The organism is Vibrio sp. B181a, assembly GCF_030248375.1.
In the GTDB taxonomy this organism is placed as follows: domain Bacteria; phylum Pseudomonadota; class Gammaproteobacteria; order Enterobacterales; family Vibrionaceae; genus Vibrio; species Vibrio campbellii.
On record NZ_JAHGAD010000071.1, the window covers coordinates 72,317 to 94,078 of the forward strand.

Consider the following 21,762-nt stretch of genomic DNA (forward strand, 5'->3'; position numbering starts at 1 on the left):
GCTTATACGTGTCGTTCTACTCAAGTGGTTGGCAGACTTTGTTTTATAGCGTTTAAACAGCTTAGCAGACTGGAAGGGGAGAAACGTGATAACTCGTTGAAATTTTGAGGCAATATGACAAAAGAGAGGGTGAAAGCGGTTCGTTTGGTTGTTTTTTGAACGCTTTTAGGTCCAGTTGACTTGGTTGTTACCGCGCTGCTTGGCATCTTTTAGCATATTACCAAGGCGATCTAAGACGTATTCTGGGTTGTCTGCTTCTCTGAATGAAGTCGAAACGGCGGTCAACGTGATCATGATGTTCTGTTCACGGAATTTAAATGGCAGCTTGCTGATATCACGCTGAATATTTTTCATCAGTTCAAGCGTGTACTCTTCTGATTGTTCTGGGATCAGTAAGATGAACTCTTCACCACCAAAGCGAGCTACGGTTTCTGTATCAGCGATACGCTTATTCATGGTACGAGCGATGATCTTCAGTGCTTTGTCGCCAGCGGTGTAGCCATAGCTGTCATTGACTGCTTTGAAGTTATCAACATCAAACAGCACCACGCGTAGGTTCTGTTGTGAACGGATCCAGCGACGATATTCCAGTTCTAATCGGTCGTTGAATGCTGCACGGTTGTATACCTTGGTGAGCGGATCAAGCAGCATTCGCTGAGCTTGGTCTTCCAAACGTCGACGATAGTCCTGTGTGCTTTCGAATACGGCTTCCAGTTGATTCTTGCTGTAACTCAAGCGCTCCTGAAGGGCTTGTTCACGCTCTTCCGTCATTCTTAAGCGTTCGGTCAGTGACGCCATTTTGGCCAGAAGTGGTGACACTTCCCCTTTCAATTCTTCTAAATCTTGTGCTTGTTCGACCGACTCCTGGCTGCGTTCCACCAAGGAGGTCATCTCAGAGTTTAACTCTTGGCGATGTTCGAAGTAGGTTTGGTGTTGGTCGACGTTCTGGTGAACGGTTTTAAGGTTGCTCGAAAGCGAGGTGTTCAACTGCTCTAGGAACTGTTCTGACGATTTACGTTCGTACTTGGTGGCTTCCACGACCAGTTTAAGTGTATTTAACGTCAGTTCGATAAGCGACTCTGCATTCACCCCCAACAGTAACTTGGCGCGTATATCCAACAGTTGATCACCGGATTCACCCTCGAAGTCGAGTTCGGTGATGGTGTGTTGTAGATCGCTGGCAAGGCACTCTAACTGAGATTTATCCGGGCCGTTTTCTAGTTCGCCAAGGTTAAGGCGTGAGTTGGAAGTGATGATCTTGAGCGCACGTTCGTAGATGCTCAGCAGTTTGGTTGCTTGGTCGACTTTGGTCCCGGGGTGAACTTCCGAAAAGCTCATTAGGTTACGCAACTCGCGTTTTAGCTGCGCAGGCAGGCCAGTGATACGTTGAAGCGTTTCACCACTGTGTTTGATTTGTTCGTCGAGATAACCGGTCTGTTTTTCCATCGCCTTAGACTGCTGTTTGAGCATTCTTTCTAGCACTGCTAAACGAGGGATCAGCGTACTGACATCTTTTTGATGTTCAAGCTCTTGCTGAATTTCGAGCAGGTAGTTGGTTACTTGAGAGTTTGAACCCTGACAAGCAGAAGACAATGATGCCACAACTCGCTTTAGAACTTGCTGCTCACGTTGAAATTTGAGCGAAGTATCACGATGAGTCAGCCTGAGTTGGTCAAGTTGACAACTCAGCTGATGAAGCTGCGACTGAATATCGGATTCCAAGATTCCCATGAAGTGACTACGGTTAAGTCCATGTACTACTGACGATTATTTGATAATAACAAAAAACTTTATAGCGTCATCACTGATCGCGCTCAACCGTTGGTTAATTACCCGTTTTTTAATATTTTTTTGATGTCGTCCTCATTCTTATAAGAAGAATGAATCTTTATTAGTCCTTGATTGATGGCATGTTGACACGCAGTTCGTATGTCACCAGTTGCAAAGCTCGCGGCTGGTGCGTTATCAATTGCCTTCAAGAATACCCAGTGACTGTGTCTGTCTTTTAAGCTCACCTCACGGGCAATGTGGGTGGCAAGAAGTAACAGGTCGAGTAACTCTTCATCGTTAATCGCCGTGTATGCACGTGGTAAGAATGGGTAGTCACTGATGCCCATACGAATGATGCGGTTCACATCGTGCTTGGCCGCGAACTCATCCACCCAAGTTTGGAACTTGTTAAACGTTTCTTCTGCAGAGGCATCACGATCCGCGTTTGGCTCGATGTACAACAAGTTAGCATCGGAGAAATGATACAAACGTGTCGGCTTTTGGATGCGTTCTGCTAGGAATTCACCAAATGCACGCTCTAACTCTAAGCCTGCTTTGTAACCATGCTGAACGTACATGCTGCGTAGGAATGGCAAATCAATCATCACGAAACGCAAACGGTCGTTGAGTGGCTCGTGAATCAGCTCGCCCATCTGCCACTGCTCGAACGTATCGCTCGATTTCTTCAGAGAGCGCGATAGCTTAACGTTGAGCATGCGTAGGTTACGCAAACGCGAGCGGGAATGGGTAAACAGGTCATCGCGCAGTTTTTCAATTTCAGTCGCTTGGCGTTGCATGATGACGCCACGGCGCATGATGAAGAGGAACATCACCAATACGATAATGAACAATGCGAACGAGATTTTTTGGAACTTGCGGTGCTCCATGCTCACTTGAATCAGCTTTTCTGCCTGGCCGACATAATGAATGCTTTGCTCAGCAAACTCTTTTTGCTGGCGGAAGGCATCTTCACTGATTTGGTTAAGTTGTTTTTGTTCCAGTCGAACTAGACTGGTGTACTTTTTATACGCTTGTAGAGATAGCTGATATTCGCCAGCTTGCTCGTAGCCTAAGCCTAACAAACGGTAGGACTGTTGTTTGATAAAGCCCGTCTCGTCTGGTGCTTTCTCTATTAGGTCGAGCGCTTTCTTCGCATTGACGATGACGTCTTTACTGTCGTTTTGGTGGTACGCCAAGCCAGATTGTAGCAGCGCCGCTTTAGCTTCTAACTGCGGTAAATCTGCATACTCTAACAAGTCCCTAGCACGATCTAAGTACTGCTCTGCCAGCGCGTAGTTATAGAGCTGTAAGTAGGTTGCCGCGAGACTCAAACGGATCTTGATGATGCGATTGATGTTCTTGCTGGTGCTGTCGTGGTCAAGCACATTGAAGTAATGCACCAGTGCTAGGTTGAATTTACCTTGGTAGAAGTAGATATCGCCCATTTGCTCTAACACATCAGCCAGAATTGGTGAGCTTGGGTAGCTGTCGTAAAAGTCGGCCGCCTGAGAGAGGTACTCGATGGCTTTATCGTACACACGGCGCTCTTGGAATAGACGTGCTAACAGACGGTTTACCTTCGCCAGTCTTGCGCCGCTGTCATTTTCAATGGATTGCCAGTAACCATATAGCAGCTCTGACAGGGCAAGGTTGTACTTCTTATTGTTGAGATAAAACTCGCCGACGGCAGTGTGGTAATCAATCAGAGTTAGGTCTGAGCGATTGTCCTCTAGCATGGTTTTGGCTTTTGCGTACAAGCGCTCGGCGTTTACCGAATTACCGCTGTTAGCCGCCAGCAGTGCACGCTGCATCACTAAGCGGTAGCGAACGCTGTCAGTGCGTTGTAAAACCGGATTTGCTTCTTCAATCTGCTTTTCTATTTGGTCGAGTTTTTCTTCCGCTGCGGCGTAGTTTTTGTCGTACATCCAAATCATTTGATTGCGCATCAGTTGCACATCCAGATTCATGTACGGTAGTTGGTATTCTTTGGCGAGGCGTTTTGCTTCATCAAGGTTGTTGATGGCAGAGCGAATGTTGCCCATGGCGTAGTCGGCTTGCGCGATGATTTTATGCGCTTCAATCGTGCTGCTTGGTGTGCGGATGCTACGGTCGGTCTCTTCACGAGACATGGCAGAAGGGCTGCCGTTCTCTTGGCGCTCAGTGAGTTCACGTTGCAAAAGGTAGTTTTTGGCCGCTTGTTTGGCTTGTGAAGGTTCGATCTCAGCCAGTTGCTGAGCTTCATTAAGCAAAGCAGAAGATAAAATGGTCGCGTGAAGTGGCTGTGCTAACAATAAGCAAAGAAAGCCAATCAGCCTAAATAGACGCGAACTGTCCCAAAACATCCTTTTCGTTCCCTTGAACTGTGTCGTAATTTACGTATTTTTGAATAATCAATAGTAGAGAAAAACGCCCAGCAATCCAACAGATAGCTGGGCGTTTTTGAGTATTTAAGTAATTAGTGTTTGAGTATGGAACTCAAATACTTTCATTACCTACTCAGATTACTGACGTGCCATGCGATTATTGTGTGCTGGCTTGTCTTGCTCCGTTGAGCGGTAAGGGTTGATATCTAAACCACCACGACGAGTATAACGTGCGAATACCGTAAGTTTCGTTGGTTGGCAGTACTTCATCAGGTCAGTGAAAATACGCTCAACACATTGCTCGTGGAATTCGTTGTGCTCACGGAATGACACTAGGTAACGAAGCAGCTTCTCACGATCAAGCTTAGCGCCTTGGTAGCGAATTTCTACGCTGCCCCAGTCTGGCTGATTGGTGATTAGACAGTTCGATTTCAGTAGATGACTGTGAAGAATTTCTTCTACTTGCTCATCACCAGCAGCACCTTCAAGCAGTGCAGCGTCAAAATCGTAGCTAGTGATTTCAATGTCTTGATCATCAATACACTCACCTTCCATCGTTACGATTGGTTGGTTGGTGTAGTGGTTAACTGGGTTTACTTCCACAAGTACCGCTTCGCCTGCACATGCCGATAGATCTTGCGTTAGACGCTCAGTCACTTCTTCCCAAGTAGCAAAACGGGTTTGGTTGTAGCTGTTTAGGTACAGTTTGAACGACTTTGATTCAATCAAGTTGGCGCTGGTCGCTGGAATGTACACTTCGCCAACCGCCACTTGAGGCAAGCCTTTGCTGTTTAGCCAAGATAGCTCGTACAGCGTCCAAATGTCGTGACCTAAAAACGGCAGGCTGTCGCCCAGTTCTAAGTCGTCACGGTTTAGGCTGCGAGGTACAGGTTGCAGCAAGCTTGCGTCGTATTGGTTTGCGTACTCAGTCTTTTTACCAAGCGTCAGGCCAGCAAGCTCTTTAGCGTCAGAATATTTGCTCATACTTTGTGGTCATTTTCGATTAGAATGGCGAGAATTTTACTGAATCCGCTGCTTAATTGCTATCCGGCAGACACCGCAACCTGATAAAAACAAACCAGGAGACCTTCATGACCCAAACCGTTCCTCAGGCTCTACAGGACTTTAGCCTGCGCTACCAACAAGCTTGGCAAGACAAGCACAATGAACTGCCACGCAGTGAAGAGCTTGCTGATCTTGTTTCTCCATGTGTAGAAGAGAAACGCGATGGGGCAGTACTGTGGAAAGCGTTCCCACGTGAAGAAATGGCGGATTTCACTAACGTTGAGAACGCAATTGAGCTGACGCTGCATGAAGACATCAAGGCGTTCTACGGTTCTCAGTACAGCGCAGATATGGACGCGACTTGGCAAGGTAATGAGCTGACGTTGCTGCAAGTATGGAGTGATGATGACTTTACTCGTCTGCAAGAGAACATTCTGGGTCACTTAGTCACTCAGCGTCGTCTAAAGCTAAAACCGACAGTATTTATCGCGGCGACAGATGCCGAGCTGGATGTTATTTCTATCTGTAACCTAACCGGTAATGTGATTCTTGAACGCCTAGGTTCGGATAAGCGAGATGTGCTAGCCGAGACACTGACTGAGTTTCTGAGCAAACTAGAGGCAGCGGTGTAAGCATGTACGTTGTTGAGTTGCAGTTTGAGTGTTTTGATAACACCACCGTAAGCGCCGTAGATAAAGCGATTAATGGTCTGATGGACGCACTGCGTTACAACGGACAAGTTCTGGGTCGTGAATTTCCTATCGTAATGGGTGATGGCGAGTTCTATGTTCGCGTGGTTTGCCCAGAGCAAGACAGTTTGCATCCTCGCTACCATTCTGACTTCGTCAAAGTGTGTATGAATCGTTTGTCGGAAGCGTCGTTGCTTGCGCCGAAAATGCGCATGTTGGGTCGTGATTTGAATTCAGAAGAAGCGGCGGAAGAAGAGACACCTAGTTGGCAAGTGCTGTACACCACGTACGTTCATACTTGCTCTCCACTGCGCAGCGGCGAGACGCTATTGCCAATCCCACTTTACCGTAATGGTGCGACGCTGAATGGTGACCACAAAGCGGTGGTGAAATGGCAAACTGAATGGCAAGCGTGTGATGAAATCCAAATGGCGGGTGGCTGCCGTGCTGAACACGCTGCACTGCATGAAATCTGCGATGCTGACAGTGTGCTGTTCCGCCGCGGTTGGGACTTACGTGGTCGTATTGAATACATCACTAAGATCCCGACTTACTACTACCAATACCGAGTTGGCGGTGAGTCGCTTGAAGCGGAAAAAGGGCGTAAGTGTCCAAAATGTGGTGGTGAATGGTTACTCGACGAACCGCTGCACGATATCTTCTACTTCAAGTGTGACGATTGCCGTATTGTCTCCAACATCTCTTGGGATCACATTAAGTAGCCCATTTTTAAAGCTGGCGTCTATGCCAGCTTTTTCCTATCGCTTTAAATGAATCGAGCCTGTTCAGTAAAATTACCCATTATTGATGGTGTCAATGTTTTGATTTAAAAAGTATTTTTGTCAGCCATTCCTCTCATCCCCTTGCTTGTGATCTTTGTTCATATTCAAAGAAAAATGTAACCTAGTTGCATGGTTTATAAGCATTGAAACGTTTGCTTCTCAAAAATTTCAAATAACATCCATATCCTTTTTGAGGTTTTGGGAAGTGGGCCCCTTCCGAAAATATATATAAAAAAATAATCTGGAAGGAATTGAGATGACTTTATTTAAACGAAGCTTAGTCTGTATTGCTGTTGTCGGCTTGATGGCTGGCTGTGATGATGAAACCAAGTACGTAGAGGTTCCATCGGATTACAGCCCGGTGGTTGCAGAGGGAAAAACATTAACCAACACGCCTGACGTAGTTGTGAAAGGTGAAGCAACACAAGCGGATGAAGTAACCATTGCTATCGCAGCAACATCGGATCTACACGGTCGCTTGTTTGGTTTTGACTACGCGTTGAACGCAGAAGACGATGACGCTGGTATTACTCGTGTAGCCACTTTGCTTGCTGACCAAAAAGCGGCACATCCAAATATGATCCTGATTGATATCGGTGATACGGTTCAGGGTAACTCCGCGCAACTATTCAACGATGATCCAACTCACCCAGTGGTCGAGAGCATGAACTCTCTTGGCTTTGACGTTTGGGTACCAGGCAACCATGAATTCAACTTTGAGCGTTCGTTTGTCGATCGCAACCTCGATCATTTTAATGGTGCGGTACTGTCTTCTAACATCAAGTGGGAAAGTAACGATGTGAACTACATTCGCGCGTTCCAAATGTTTGAAGTGGAAGGCGTGAAAGTGGCGATCGTTGGTCTAACGCCATCGAACGTGCCGAACTGGGAAGCGTCAGCGCCGGATCACTTCAAAGGCTTGAAGTTCGAAAACGAATTGGATGCAACCAAAGAAGCGGTTGACCAACTGGTATCTGAATACAATCCAGATGTGATTGTGGGTGCGCTTCACCTTGGCCGCCAAGAAGATGGTGGTGTGGGCGTTTACGAAATCGCGTCTGCAATGGCGGATAAATTCGACGTTATTCTAGCGGGTCACGAACACGCCAACTATATCGAACAAGTGAATGCTGATGGCACGATAACACCAATCAGCAAATCCACATCAGAAATTGGCGGTGAAAATACGTTGATTGAAGATAAAGCGAAGTCTGGTGAATACAACCAAGACAATCGCGCGCAAAGCGTGAAAATCATTGAGCCGGGCAAGTGGGGTGCTTACCTAGCGAAAGCTGAAATTCAATTGAAGAAAGTCGATGGCAAGTGGACGATGGAAGACACTACATTGACCAACATTGGCACGAAGAAAGTGGAAGAAGAGCAAGCGCTGCAAGCGAAATTCCAATACGTGCACGATATCTCGGTTGAAGACGCAACTCGTGAATTGGGGCGTGTGACAGGTAACTTCACACCAAGTGCAACGGGTTACCCAGACGAAGCGACAGCAACGGATTACAATTACACCGCAGAGCGTTTGTACTCGACGATTCACCTAGCGAAAGTCGTTGATACGCCATTGATGGATGTGATTAACCAAATCCAAATGCAGAAAATTGAAGAGGCGATGGGTGAGGGTAATGGTGCGATTGTCTCTGCTGCGTCGTTGTTCTCTGATCAATCTAACTTAATCGACAACGAAGTTTACACCAAAGGTAAGTCGACCAACTTGTACAAGTACGATAACACCTTACTTGGCGTAGAGATGACAGGTACGAACCTAAAACGCTTCATCGAGTGGTCGTACTCTTACTTCAACCAATATAAACCGGGTGATATTACCGTATCGTTCAAGAAAGGCGCGCCAGCTTATCTTTACGATCAATTCGATGGTGATATTGAGTTCACTGTGGATCTGAGTAAGCCGTCTCTTGAGATGGATGAGAACAACGCAGTAACGAATGAAGGTAGCCGTGTGAATATTACCAGCATTGGTGGTGAGCAGTTCGATCCAAACGCGACCTACAAAGTGGCGATGAACAGCTACCGCTTTGGTTCGCAAATCCAGAAGTATGGCTGGGCAAGCAAAGACGACGTGTTCTATGACTCAGTGAACGAGCAAGTTTACGCAATTCGCGACATGCTGACGGCTTATGTTGAAGAGCACAAAGGTATCAACGTGGCAGATTTCAGTGGCAGTCTTGGTAACTGGTCGTTCACTCAATACCTACCAAGTGGTGATATCACGACCCTGCGTGAAGGCGAAGGTAAAGCGCTGTGGGAACAATTGAAGAACATGGAAATCTGTGTCTCGATTGATTTAGAAAACCCGAAATACCCAGCGATTGTTAAGTCTGTGAACATCAATGATTCGTCTAGCTACTTTGTTAACCCTAACAAAGACGCGGCGACCCTTGATGAGAAAGTCGCAGGTTGTAACCCAACTCATTAATCCTGCATGTGGGCGCGGTAATCTTTACCGCGCCTAATTTTACTCACCAGAGGCAAAGCCCGTTTAGTGAGTGATGTAGAAGAGTACTTCATGATCAAAAGAACCTATAACCGATGGGGTTTCACCCTACTGATTACCCTTATCTCCACGCTTATTTTTCAGTTTTCTTCTTCGTGGAGTGAAGATTTCCGTCCTAAATCTCGCCAGCAACAAGAGTTTGTTGAAGCGACTGTCACGCGTTCCATCTCAAACCATGTTGCGCCTGATCCGCTTGTGCCAGATGTGATGACAGGTAAACAAGTCTTCATGGCAAAAATTCTTGAAGGAGAGAGCAAAGGCTTAGAGGTGGAAGTCACCAATCCTCTTAGTCGCCAGCACAACGTGTATGTCAGTGAAGGCGATACTTTCATCATGATGATCCGCGAAACCACCAATGGCACCGTCTATTGGGCGTATAACCACAAACGCTCAGACGCGATTTACCTTATGCTTGCTCTGTTTTGTGCGCTGCTGCTGAGCTTTGGTAAGAAAGAGGGCATTAACTCTATGGTCGCGCTTTATTTCACTGCTGCCTTGATCGTTGGTGTGTTGGTGCCGAGTATTTTTGCAGGTTGGAATCCGATGTTGGTCAGCATCTTATTGATGGTGGTGATCATCGTGGTCAGCTTTATTCTCGTTTCTGGCTATAACCGTAAGAGTTTATGTGCCATGGGCGGTACGTTATTGGGTGTGATAGCTGCGGGTGTCATGGCGCAGTGGTTTGGAGAAATGGCGCACTTGTCGGGCATTTACCTCGACAAAGGCGAAGACGTTATTTATCTAACGTCGGTGAAGATGGGTATTCGTTGGTTGATGTTCGTGACGATTGTCGTTGCTGCGCTTGGCGCTGTTATGGACGTTGCGATTTCGATTGCATCGGCGTACGCGGAGCTGCAACAAACTGATCCGAAACTCAAGCCAAAGCAGTTGGTTAGAGCGTCGATGAATATTGGTCGGGACATCATGGGTACCATGACTAACACCTTGATCTTGGCGTTTGCTGGCGGCTCATTGACGACCATCATGATGGTGTGGGGGCTTAACATGCCAGCGAGCCAGTTTATGAATATGCCGTTGGTGGGCCTCGCAGTCGTGAACGCGTTAGCGGGCAGTGTGGGGATTGTGCTGACTATTCCTTTTACTGCGTTTCTAGCGCCTTATGTGTTCAAGCATCCTCAAGTGGAAGAGCAGATGAAAAAGAACGTTGAGCAAGACGAAGTTCAACTGTTCTAGCGGTAAAGCTGTAATCAAAACAGATGCAAAAAGGGCGCTCCGATGAGCGCCCTTTTTAATCGTAAGTTTTGTAGAAAGTGGCGATTACCAACCTTTCACTACGCCACCTTTGAAAATGTCTTTCGCTGCTTCGTAAACTTCTTCAGTTTGGTATGCCTTAACGAAGTTTTGTACGTTAGCGGCTTGAACGTTGTCTTCACGAGCAACGATCAGGTTTACGTATGGAGACTCTTTGTCTTCAACGAAGATACCGTCACGCTCTGGCGTTAGGTCGATTGAGCTTGCGTAAGTTGTGTTGATGATAGAAATCGCTACGTCATCAAGAGAACGTGGAAGTTGTGCTGCATCTAGCTCAACGATAGTGATGTTTTTCGGGTTACCAACGATGTCACGTACCGTTGCCAGTAGACCAACGCCGTCACGCAGTTCGATCAGACCTTGTTGCTCAAGAAGCAGAAGAGAACGACCTAGGTTCGTAGGATCGTTTGGAACCGCGATACGTGCGCCATCTTCGATTTCATCCACTGATTTTACTTGTTTAGAGTAACCAGCGATTGGGTATACGAAAGAGTTACCAGCAGTCACTAGTTTGTAGCCACGATCTTTTACTTGTTGATCTAGGTATGGCTTGTGTTGGAACGCGTTTACGTCGATTGAGCCATCATCCAGCGCTGCGTTTGGTGTTACGTAATCGGTAAAGGTAACCAACTCAACATCCAGGTTGTATTTCGCTTTAGCAACTTTTGCCGCAACTTCAGCAACCTGTGCTTCTGCACCTGCCATTACGCCAACTTTTACTTTGTTCACGTCGACTTCTTTGTCACCACAACCAGCAAGAACCAGTGCAGAAGCAGCAGTTGCAACAGTCAAAAGACTCTTAAGGCTAAATTTCATTTTTATCTCCTTATAATTGGTATTTTCAATTCTTATCTGTGGTCTACGCGGCGTACGATTGCATCACCGATAGACTGAATAATTTGTACTAGAACAATCAGCATCACGACGGTTACTGCCATGATCACTACGTCATAGCGGTGGAAGCCATAACGAATCGCGACGTCACCAAGACCACCGCCGCCTACCGTACCCGCCATTGCTGAGTAGCTCACTAGCGTTACTAGAGTAATGGTTACTGAGTTAACAATAGTCGGCATTGCTTCAGGAAGCAGCACTTTTGTGATGATTTGTGTTGGCGTCGCGCCCATAGATTGCGCGGCTTCAACCAAACCTGATGGTACTTCTAGTAGTGCGCCTTCAATGAGACGTGCCACAAATGGGATAGCCCCGATGGTTAAAGGAACAATCGCTGCTGTTGTACCGATGAAGGTACCAACCAACAGTTTGGTTACTGGAATAATTGCAACCATCAGTACTAGGAAAGGAACCGAGCGACCGATGTTAACGATGGCGCCAAGCACGCGATTCAGTTTGGTGTTTTCCAGCAAGCCACCTTTTTTAGTGGTGTGCAGAATGACGCCGAGAGGAATGCCCACTGCAAAACCAACGATGCCTGCAACCGCAACCATGTAAAGGGTTTCCCACGTTGCGCCCAAAAGTAGGTTGCTGTTTAAGCTCAGCCATTCAGAAATCGTATTAAAGGACATAGCCAAGTACCTCTACTTTCACGTTGTGCTCACGCAGGAACTCAATCGCTGCGTTATCGTCTTCTTCGTTACCAAACAGCTCCGCGACCATCATGCCGAACTTCACGCCGCCAGCGTAATCTAGATCGGAACTTAGGATGCTCACATCGATGTTGAACTTACGAGCGATTTGCGTCATCAGAGGGGCATCCACGGTTGCGCCAGTAAATTCTAGGCGAACCAATGGGTAGCTGTTTTCCACGCGCGTGGTTTGTAAGCGAGCTTGGTAATCTTCTGGGATAGAAAGATCCAAAGTAGAGCGAATGAACTCGTGTGCCAGTGCAGTCTTCGGATGCGCGAAGATTTCACCCACGGTGCCTTTTTCCACTAGCTCACCATCACCGATGATCGCCACTTCGTGACAGATGCTCTTAACCACTTCCATTTCGTGAGTGATCAGAAGAATGGTGATTTCTAGCTTGCGGTTGATTTCTTTGAGCAGTTCTAAAATGGACTGTGTCGTTGCAGGATCCAGCGCGCTGGTTGCTTCGTCACAAAGTAGCACGCTAGGGTCTGATGACAACGCACGAGCGATAGCCACACGTTGCTTTTGACCACCACTGAGGTTTGCTGGGTAGCTTTCATGCTTGTCTGCAAGACCGACGAGCTTAAGAAGCTCAGTCACTTTTGTTGTGATTTGCGCTTTGTCTTTACCTGCTAGCTCAAGAGGGAGTGCGACATTGTCGAAAACGGTGCGAGACGACAGCAGGTTAAAGTGTTGGAAGATCATCCCGATGTTGCGGCGAGTTTCTCCCAATTGCTTTTTGCTTAATTTGGTTAGGTCAACGCCATCTACGATGATGGAACCTGAAGTTGGAGCTTCCAGCATGTTTACACAACGGATGAGGGTACTTTTACCCGCGCCCGATGAACCGATAACACCAAAGATGGTGCCCTTCGCGATATCTAGGTTAATGTCCTTAAGGGCAAGAATTTCCTTACTGCCTTGGTAGAACACTTTATTGACGTTTTTTATTTCTATCATGTTTCAACCTGCACAGAGATACTGGGAACTTCGCTGTTAAAAACGGCTTTTAACAGGAGTAAATTTTGAACTCTATCTCAATTCTCAGTTGATGCTATGGGTTAAGCAGTAGTAAGTCAATAGATATTTTTACGTCTAGACGTCTAAATGTATGGATGTTCTGCAGGGAGAGTAAAACAGAGGATGTGCGCTAGAAGGAAGCAATTAAGAGGGATACTTAAGATTTACCGATTCTCGGACGGCAAATCAACTGTTTTGTCGCGAACTTACACCAATTAGATAGTGTGAGTGCTTATAAGGTATGTAATAATCTGATGAAACCGAGTAAATAGAGAAATACGTTTTGGCAAAACCTGCTGTTTTTATCGATCGTGACGGCGTGATTAACGTTGACCACGGTTACGTTCATGATGAACATGATTTTGAGTACATTGACGGTGTGTTTGAAGCGACAAAAGCGCTGAAAGAGAAAGGCTACCTGTTGGTGCTTGTGACCAATCAATCTGGCATTGCACGTGGTAAATTCAGCGAAGACCGTTTCTTGTCTCTGACTCAATGGATGGATTGGAACTTTGCTGACAATGGCGTTGAGTTCGACGGCATTTACTACTGCCCACATCATCCTGAGCATGGCATCGGTGAATACAAGCAAGATTGTGACTGCCGCAAGCCAAAACCAGGTATGTTCATTTCTGCGCGTGACTTCTTGAAGATCGACATGGAGAAATCTGTGATGATCGGCGACAAAGCCGAAGACATGATGGCAGCAGAGGCGGCAGGCGTTGGCACTAAGATTTTGGTTCGTACTGGTAAACCAGTAACGGAACAAGGCGAAGCGATTGCTACGGTTGTACTTGATAGCATTGCCGATGTGCCTGCGTACCTAAACAAGTAATCTTCATTACTGATTGAGATAAGGGAAGCCGCTGCTTCCCTTTTGTTTGATTCCTTCTTTTAGTCTGAACACTTATGAGCAAAAAACTCACCATTCTTGATATCGCGAAATTGGCTGGCGTTGGCAAATCGACGGTTAGCCGTGTACTTACCAATGATCCCAAGGTAAAACCGCAAACGCGTGAGAAGGTTGAACAAATCATTCGTGAATCAGGCTATGTGCCGTCCAAATCAGCACAATCGATGCGTGGTGGCAGCCAGAAAGTGGTCGGCGTGATCATTTCTCGTCTTGATTCCCCATCAGAAAACCGTGCCGTCGGCACTATGCTTAATGCTTTGTACTCGGCAGGGTACGACGTGGTGATCATGGAGAGCCAGTTCGATCGCGATAAAACCAACGAGCATTTGGACGTTCTTAAACGTCGCAATGTCGATGGGGTGATCGTGTTTGGCTTCACTGGGTGCGATGAGCAAGCGTTAGCGGAGTGGGGCAATCGCATTGTCGTGATCGCCATGGACACGCAAATGGTTTCCTCGATCAACTACGACAACCAAGGCGTTATCGATATGGCGCTCTCCCATCTGGAACAACAATCTATTTCTCGTATTGCCTACATCGGTGTTGACCCAGAAGATCGCACAACGGGCCTTGCTCGTCTAAATGCTTACCACGCTTGGTGTGAGCAAAAGCGTGTTGAACCTTGTTTTCAAACCGGCAAACTTAGCCACGAAAGCGCCTACCAGCTGGTGGATCAAGTTCTTCATTCCGACACGCAAGCCATCGCTTGTGCCAGTGACACCATTGCTCTCGGTGTGATCAAACGTCTGCAAGAAATCGGACGTGAAGATGTGGTGGTCACTGGTGTGGGGGGCAACGAACTACTCTCGTTCCTTTTTCCAAATGTCTTCAGCGTGGATCCGGGCTATGCACATGCCGGTGAGAAAGCCGCTAAGATGCTGATCAATCAGTTAAACGGTGATGAGTCTGTGGTGCATTTTACCCAGCAACCGATCCGCCATTAATCCACCTGTCGACAATCTGCTCTAAAATTATACTGTGATCATTCTCAACTAATGGGACTGTTCCCATTTTGTTTTTTAAAGCGAGCTGGCATTATTAAAATTATCAAATGGGAATGTTCCCAAAATAAAAATAATACGACGAATTGAATGTATCCAGTACAGGGTGGACAAAGTTATGAGTAAGATTGCGCGTCAAGATGTAGAGCGCCTTATTGAGCTGGTCGGGGGATCGGACAATATTGCCAGTGTTAGCCACTGCTTAACTCGCTTACGTTTCGTGTTGAATGACACAGACAAAGCCGATACCAAACAGTTAGATGCACTGCCTATGGTGAAAGGCTGTTTTACCAACGCAGGTCAGTTCCAAGTGGTGATCGGCACGGAAGTCGATGAGGTATACAAGGTACTGATCGAGCTAAGCGGAAAAAGTGAAGCGAGCAAAGATGAATCTAAGAACGCTGCTCGTCAAAACATGAATATCGTTGAGCGTGGTATTTCCCATCTTGCTGAAATCTTTGTACCACTGCTACCTGCGATCATCACTGGTGGTTTGATTCTTGGTTTCCGTAACGTGATTGGCGACATCAAGATGTTTGATGGCCAAACGCTTACGGAAATCAGCCAGTTTTGGGCAACGGTACACTCTTTCTTATGGCTAATTGGTGAAGCAATCTTCTTCTTCCTGCCAGTTGGCGTTTGTTGGTCGACAGTGAAAAAGCTCGGTGGTACTCCGATTCTGGGTATCACATTGGGTGTCACACTGGTTTCGCCACAGCTAATGAACGCCTACCTAATTGGTAAGCAAGTGCCTGAAGTATGGGATTTTGGCTTATTCGCCATTGAGAAAGTGGGCTACCAAGCGCAAGTGATTCCTGCGATGTTAGCGGGCGTTGCCTTGGCGTTCATAGAAACCAATTTAAAGCGCATCATTCCGTCTTATCTTTACCTAGTGGTCGTACCGTTTGTCTCTATCATTGTGTCTGTGATTCTTGCGCACTCTATTATTGGTCCATTCGGTCGCATGTTGGGTGACGGCGTTGCTTTCGCAGCAAAAGCAGCCATGACGGGTGACTTCGCAATGATTGGCTCAACCATCTTTGGCTTCCTATATGCGCCATTGGTAATTACTGGTATTCACCACACCACCAACGCGGTTGATCTTCAACTGATGCAAGAGCTAGGTGGCACGCCAATCTGGCCTCTGATTGCACTTTCAAATATTGCTCAAGCGTCTGCAGTAGTCGGCATCATTATCATCAGTAAAAAACACGGCGAGCGTGATATCTCGGTGCCTGCGGCTATCTCTGCTTACCTTGGTGTGACGGAGCCTGCGATGTACGGCATCAACTTGAAATACAAATTCCCAATGCTGAGCGCGATGATCGGCAGTGCGATTGCCGCAGCTATCTGTGGCAGCGCAGGTGTGATGGCGAATGGTATTGGTGTGGGCGGTTTGCCGGGCATCTTGTCTATCCAACCACAGTTTTGGGGCGTATTTGCTCTGGCGATGTTGGTGGCGATTGTGGTCCCTGTAGCGCTGACGCTTGTGTTGTATAAGCGTGCGCAAATGAAAGGCGAGTTAGAAACCGCTAACGCGTAATTCAAACTGAGGCAGTGATTTGGCTGCCTCGTTTATCTCCTCTATTTTTTAAGATTTTTAAGTTTCCGTTTAATGGTAAGTGAGCGTTAGAAATGGCAATGACCAAGCATGATGAGAGCTGGTGGAAAACCGCAACCATCTACCAAATTTACCCAAAAAGCTTTTGTGACAGTGGAAGTAAAGGCACGGGCGATATTAAAGGGATCATTTCTAAACTGGATTATCTAAAACACCTTGGTGTGGATGCGATTTGGCTGACGCCGGTTTATCAATCGCCAATGATCGACAACGGTTATGACATTTCTGATTACTACGCGATCAACCCAGATTTCGGCACTATGCAAGATTTCGATACCCTGTTGGCTGAGGCTCACCAGCTGGGTATTCGAATCATCATGGATATCGTGGTCAACCATACTTCGACAGAACACAAGTGGTTCCAATCAGCACTGGGTGATAAAAACAGCCCGTACCGTGATTACTATATCTGGAAAGATCCGGTTGATGGCGCAGAGCCAAACAACTGGCAATCTAAGTTTGGTGGCAATGTTTGGGCACTGGATAAAAAAACGGGCCAGTACTATTTGCACCTTTTTGCTAAAGAGCAAGCGGACTTAAACTGGGAAAACCCGGTAGTGCGTGAAGAAGTGAAAGAAGTCATCAGCTTCTGGGCAGAGAAAGGTGTGGATGGTTTTCGTCTTGACGTTATCAACCTGATTTCCAAGCAGCAAGATTTTCCAAGTGATGATATTGGTGATGGTCGCCGCTTCTACACCGACGGCCCACGTGTGCACGAATACCTTCAAGAGATCAGTGAAGCCGTGTTCCAAAAATATGGCAGTGTGACGGTGGGTGAAATGTCTTCCACCACGCTAGAGCATTGTCAGCAGTATTCAGCGCAAGATGGCAAAGAGCTGTCAATGGTGTTCAACTTCCACCACTTGAAAGTCGATTACCCGAATGGTGATAAGTGGACGAAAGCGCCGTTTGATTTCATTCAACTGAAACAGATCTTCAACCATTGGCAAACCGGCTTAAATGGCAAAGGTTGGGGCGCGCTATTTTGGTGTAACCACGACCAACCACGCGTTGTGAGCCGATTAGGTAACGACGAACAATACCGCGTCGAGTCTGCCAAAATGCTTGCGGCATCGGTACACATGATGCAAGGCACGCCTTATGTTTATCAAGGTGAAGAGATCGGCATGACCAACCCAGGTTACACCGAAATCAGCCAATATCGCGATGTTGAAAGTACGAACATGTACGACATCATGGTCAATCGCGATGGCGTATCTCACGACGATATGATGGCGATTTTGGCGCAGAAGTCGCGTGATAATTCACGTACTCCAATGCAATGGAATAGTGCGAAACATGCGGGCTTTACTGAAGGCACGCCGTGGCTAGAGGTGGCTCAGAACTATTCTGAGATCAACGCGGAAACCGCGATTGCCGATTTGAACTCGGTGTTCTACTTCTACAAGCGCTTGATTGAACTGCGTAAGCAGGTACCAGTCATCACCGATGGTCGTTACGAGGACTTACTGCCTGAGCACAAACGTATTTTTGCTTACGCACGTCAGAACGACAAGCAAACGCTGCTGTGTATTAACAACTACTACGGCGAAGAAGTGGAGTGTGTATTACCAGAGCGCTTTGATATGAGTAAAGCCAAGAATCTGCTTTCCAACTATCAAAATGCGACCAGCGCGATTGCTTCCAATCACCAAGTACTGCGTCCTTACGAAACTCGCATCTTGCTGATTGAAGAATAAAAGCAAATAAAAAGTACCCCTAAGGATTTCGGTCCTAAACAAAAGGCTTTGGAGTGCTCCCCAAAGCCTTTTATTTTTTCATCCTATGAACCGTAACTTACTGAGTAGCGATGCGGTTTGTGATTCATTGCAAGTACAAGGTTCAGTGCGAAGGCGCCAAGAATCGATAAGCCGATCACCCAAGGTGTGACGAAGAAGAAAGACGCAAACAAGATACACGCGTCGATCGCCATCTGAGATTTCCCGACCGAAATACCGAATTTGTCCTGAATGAACAAGCACAGCACGTTGAAGCCACCCAAACTTGAACGGTGACGGAACAGGATCAACATACCCAAGCCCATCAACAGACCGCCAGCAACCGCACAGTAAATCTCATTAATCGACTCGAGTGAGATCAGCAAATACAGATTATCCGCAAAGATAGAAACCAAAGCGCCAGAAATTGCACTATTAATCGCAAAATGACGGCCGAAGCGTTTCCATGCTAGCAAGTAAAAAGGACAGTTGGCTAAAAAGTACAGCACACCAAACGTAAAAGGTGTAAATTGGCTAATAAGCAGAGCCAATCCTGTAGTGCCTCCGGTTAAGAGGTTCGCGGATTGGAGAAAGAAAACGCCTTGAGCGACCAAAAAGGTCCCCGTAAGAATTGCCATCCAGTCTTCTTTTCTTGAGTGTTTTTCCATCTATTATGCAGTCGTTAGTGATAAATCGGGCGTGCATAGTAGTAAAAAGATGATCTTTTCGGTAGCTAGAGGGTAAAATTTGCGGTAAACCTATGTAATTGTCGTTTTACAGGGTGTAAAGCACAAAATTGACAGTCAACGGATCATGGTTAAACGATTGCAACATCGTCATGATATTTCTTGCTTGTCACCATGAAAAAACTGCATGAGAAAAATTGTAAATTTCTCTTTATGACCTAGATCAAATTATGTAGAATGCGCGCCATTAGGTCGACGAAAACGTTTGCGTTAGGTCGTTATCCAGTTTTTTTGCAACTTTCAGTACCAATCTGAGTCAGGAGATACAGATGCTTAAGCGTGATATGAACATCGCAGATTACGATGCGGAACTGTTCGCAGCTATCCAGGAAGAAACACTTCGCCAGGAAGAACACATTGAACTAATCGCTTCTGAAAACTACACAAGTCCACGTGTAATGGAAGCTCAAGGTTCTCAGCTAACGAACAAATACGCTGAAGGCTACCCAGGCAAGCGTTACTACGGCGGTTGTGAGTACGTAGATAAAGCTGAAGCACTGGCAATCGATCGTGCATGCCAACTGTTCGGTTGTGAGTACGCGAACGTACAGCCTCACTCAGGTTCTCAAGCAAACAGCGCAGTTTACATGGCGCTTCTAAACCCAGGCGACACAGTTCTAGGTATGAGCCTAGCGCACGGTGGTCACCTAACTCACGGTTCTCCAGTAAACTTTTCTGGTAAGCACTACAACGTGATTCCTTACGGTATCGACGAAGCAGGTCAAATCAACTACGACGAGATGGAACAGCTAGCGCTTGAGCACAAGCCTAAGATGATCATCGGTGGTTTCTCTGCTTACTCACAAATCGTTGATTGGAAACGCATGCGTGAAATCGCGGACAAAGTTGACGCTTACCTATTTGTAGACATGGCACACGTTGCTGGTCTAATCGCAGCTGGCGAGTATCCAACACCAGTTCCACACGCTCACGTAGTAACTACGACTACGCACAAAACGCTAGCAGGTCCTCGTGGCGGTCTTATCCTTTCTAACGAAGGTGAAGAGCTGTACAAGAAGCTGAACTCAGCAGTATTCCCTGGCGGTCAAGGTGGTCCTCTAATGCACGTTATCGCTGGTAAAGCGGTAGCGTTCAAAGAAGCGATGGAGCCTGAATTCAAAGCTTACCAAGCTAACGTAGTGAAAAACGCGAAAGCAATGGTTGGTCAATTCCAAGAGCGTGGCTACAAGATCGTTTCTAACGGTACTGAGAACCACCTATTCCTAGTTGATCTAATCGACAAAGACATCACTGGTAAAGATGCAGATGCAGCACTAGGTGCAGCAAACATCACAGTAAACAAGAACTCTGTTCCAAACGACCCACGCAGCCCATTCGTAACGTCTGGTATCCGTGTTGGTACGCCAGCAATTACTCGTCGCGGCTTCACTACTGAAGACGCGAAAGAGCTAGCAAACTGGATGTGTGACGTTCTAGATAACATCGGCAACGAAGAAGTTATCGAAGCGACAAAACAGAAAGTTCTAGAAATTTGTAAACGTCTACCAGTTTACGCGTAACTTTCTTCATAGAGTGCGCCGATTTCGTTGTCGAACATACTCATTTGCTAGAAGCAAACTCCGTGTTTTCTCCTAGAACTCGACGCATCTATTTCGAAAGTTCACCCAATTTAAAGGTCCTCATTTGAGGGCCTTTTTGTTTTTCTAGCGTATGGAAGTATCAGCTCAGAGTACGTTGAAAGCAGATTCCTGATATCGCCTAGGCTCTTCGGAATGACGTGTTTTGGTTTCTGAGAAACAAGTTGTTATGTGGCTGCTTGGGAGTATTTGCGTGGAAAACGAAAGAGGTTATTAGACTCTGAATATACTTTTGATTTGCTCAGGAACCCAACGTCGTCATTCCCTACAAGCGAGGAACGAGCGGGATAGGGGATCTCTTGTTGTCACTGTTGTTTAGAGCGCGCTGAAATCAGATTCCTGATATCACCTAGGCTCTTCGGAATGACGCGCTTTGGGTTTTGAGAGACAGGTTGTTATGTGGAGGCTCGGGAGTATTTGAGTGGAAAATGAAAGAGGTTATTAGGCTCTGAATATACTTTTGATTTACTCAGGAGCCCAACGTCGTCATTCCCTACAAGCGAGGGACGAGCGGGATAGGGAATCTCTAATTGTCACTGCTGCTTAGAGAGTGCGTTGAAATGAGATTCCTGATATCGCCTAGGCTCTTCGGAATGACGATCTTTTGGTTTTGAGAATCAGGTTGTTATGTAGTGGCTTGGGAGTATTTGAGTGGAAAACGAAAGAGGTTATTAGGCTCTGAATATACTTTTGATTTGCTTAGGAGCCCAACTGCGTCATTCCCTACAAGCGAGGGACGAGCGGGATAGGGAATCTCTAATTATCGTTGTTACTTAGAGAGTGTTGAAACAAGATTCCTGATATCGCCTAGGCTCTTCGGAATGACGATCTTTTGGTTTTGAGAATCAGGTTGTTATGTAGTGGCTTGGGAGTATTTGAGTGGAAAACGAAAGAGACGATTAGACTCTGAAGGTACTTTGAATTTACTCAGAGCCCAACTGCGTCATTCCCTACAAGCGAGGTACGAGTGGGATAGGGAATCTCTAATTATCGTTGCTACTTAAAGAGTGCGTTGAAATGAGATTCCTGATATCGCCTAGGCTCTTCGGAATGACGTGCTTTGGTTTGAGGAGAGCGGCTCGTTATCCGAATAGCAGTGGTTTAGATTCATCAGATACAAAAAAGGTTGGCCCTGAGCCAACCTTTC

General features: G+C 46.5%; 16 protein-coding genes. 9 read left to right on the forward strand and 7 right to left on the reverse strand.

The features are described from left to right. Nucleotides 1–165: 165 nt before the first annotated feature. The 3 genes from KIO97_RS22850 to queF form a co-directional block, all read right to left on the reverse strand. Nucleotides 166–1,731, reverse strand: a complete 1,566-nt coding sequence (locus KIO97_RS22850) for a diguanylate cyclase (RefSeq protein ID WP_233966695.1) — start codon at nt 1,729–1,731, stop codon at nt 166–168. Nucleotides 1,732–1,829: 98 nt separating this feature from the next. Then, nucleotides 1,830–4,112 (reverse strand): lipopolysaccharide assembly protein LapB, encoded by a 2,283-nt coding sequence (locus KIO97_RS22855; RefSeq protein WP_285384017.1) that lies wholly within the window; start codon nt 4,110–4,112, stop codon nt 1,830–1,832. Nucleotides 4,113–4,271: 159 nt separating this feature from the next. Then, complete coding sequence (queF, locus tag KIO97_RS22860; protein WP_038891670.1) at nt 4,272–5,117, reverse strand: NADPH-dependent 7-cyano-7-deazaguanine reductase QueF; 846 nt, start codon at nt 5,115–5,117, stop codon at nt 4,272–4,274. Nucleotides 5,118–5,224: 107 nt separating this feature from the next. On the opposite strand from queF, the gene syd reads away from it, so the two are divergent. The 4 genes from syd to KIO97_RS22880 all read left to right on the forward strand — a co-directional run bounded on the left by syd (nt 5,225) and on the right by KIO97_RS22880 (nt 10,330). Beyond that, on the forward strand, nt 5,225–5,770 hold the full coding sequence (gene syd, locus KIO97_RS22865; RefSeq protein ID WP_005432679.1) for a SecY-interacting protein: 546 nt from the start codon (nt 5,225–5,227) through the stop codon (nt 5,768–5,770). Nucleotides 5,771–5,772: 2 nt separating this feature from the next. Then, nucleotides 5,773–6,549, forward strand: coding sequence for a Zn-ribbon-containing protein (locus KIO97_RS22870; RefSeq protein WP_005432677.1), 777 nt, complete (start codon nt 5,773–5,775; stop codon nt 6,547–6,549). A gap of 316 nt (nt 6,550–6,865) precedes the next feature. Further along, entirely contained in the window at nt 6,866–9,058 is a 2,193-nt protein-coding gene (locus tag KIO97_RS22875; protein WP_285384018.1) for a bifunctional UDP-sugar hydrolase/5'-nucleotidase, read from the forward strand. A gap of 90 nt (nt 9,059–9,148) precedes the next feature. Then, a complete protein-coding gene (locus KIO97_RS22880; RefSeq protein ID WP_285384019.1) occupies nt 9,149–10,330 on the forward strand; it encodes a YibE/F family protein in 1,182 nt (393 codons plus the stop codon). 84 nt (nt 10,331–10,414) lie between these two features. On the opposite strand, the gene KIO97_RS22885 is transcribed toward KIO97_RS22880, so the two are convergent. From KIO97_RS22885 to metN, 3 genes are read right to left on the reverse strand one after another with little or no spacing between them, the layout of a single operon-like run. Then, a complete protein-coding gene (locus KIO97_RS22885) occupies nt 10,415–11,224 on the reverse strand; it encodes a MetQ/NlpA family lipoprotein (protein WP_045370441.1) in 810 nt (269 codons plus the stop codon). A 32-nt stretch (nt 11,225–11,256) separates the two neighbouring features. Next, the gene (locus KIO97_RS22890; RefSeq protein WP_005432672.1) at nt 11,257–11,934 is read right to left on the reverse strand and encodes a methionine ABC transporter permease; all 678 of its coding nucleotides are present in this window, start codon (nt 11,932–11,934) and stop codon (nt 11,257–11,259) included. Then, complete coding sequence (metN, locus tag KIO97_RS22895) at nt 11,924–12,958, reverse strand: methionine ABC transporter ATP-binding protein MetN (protein WP_005530689.1); 1,035 nt, start codon at nt 12,956–12,958, stop codon at nt 11,924–11,926. Before metN ends, KIO97_RS22890 begins: the two co-directional genes overlap by 11 nt. Nucleotides 12,959–13,301: 343 nt before the next feature. On the opposite strand from metN, the gene gmhB reads away from it, so the two are divergent. The 4 genes from gmhB to treC all read left to right on the forward strand — a co-directional run bounded on the left by gmhB (nt 13,302) and on the right by treC (nt 18,253). Continuing rightward, a complete protein-coding gene (gene gmhB, locus KIO97_RS22900) occupies nt 13,302–13,853 on the forward strand; it encodes a D-glycero-beta-D-manno-heptose 1,7-bisphosphate 7-phosphatase (RefSeq protein WP_005432670.1) in 552 nt (183 codons plus the stop codon). A gap of 74 nt (nt 13,854–13,927) precedes the next feature. Beyond that, on the forward strand, nt 13,928–14,875 hold the full coding sequence (gene treR, locus KIO97_RS22905) for a trehalose operon repressor TreR (RefSeq protein WP_285384020.1): 948 nt from the start codon (nt 13,928–13,930) through the stop codon (nt 14,873–14,875). A 175-nt stretch (nt 14,876–15,050) separates the two neighbouring features. Beyond that, nucleotides 15,051–16,475 carry a PTS trehalose transporter subunit IIBC gene (gene treB / locus KIO97_RS22910; RefSeq protein WP_005530695.1) on the forward strand — a complete coding sequence of 475 codons (1,425 nt, stop codon included), beginning with the start codon at nt 15,051–15,053 and terminating at the stop codon, nt 16,473–16,475. A gap of 92 nt (nt 16,476–16,567) precedes the next feature. After that, the gene (treC, locus tag KIO97_RS22915; RefSeq protein WP_285384021.1) at nt 16,568–18,253 is read left to right on the forward strand and encodes an alpha,alpha-phosphotrehalase; all 1,686 of its coding nucleotides are present in this window, start codon (nt 16,568–16,570) and stop codon (nt 18,251–18,253) included. Between the two features lie 83 nt (nt 18,254–18,336). Here the strand turns inward: treC and KIO97_RS22920 are convergent, their stop codons facing one another. Continuing rightward, nucleotides 18,337–18,939, reverse strand: a complete 603-nt coding sequence (locus KIO97_RS22920; protein ID WP_005530699.1) for a YitT family protein — start codon at nt 18,937–18,939, stop codon at nt 18,337–18,339. Between the two features lie 347 nt (nt 18,940–19,286). Between KIO97_RS22920 and glyA the strand changes: the two genes are divergently transcribed. Continuing rightward, nucleotides 19,287–20,537: a serine hydroxymethyltransferase gene (gene glyA / locus KIO97_RS22925; protein WP_038865388.1), complete on the forward strand. Its 1,251-nt coding sequence runs from the start codon at nt 19,287–19,289 to the stop codon at nt 20,535–20,537. Nucleotides 20,538–21,762: the final 1,225 nt, after the last annotated feature.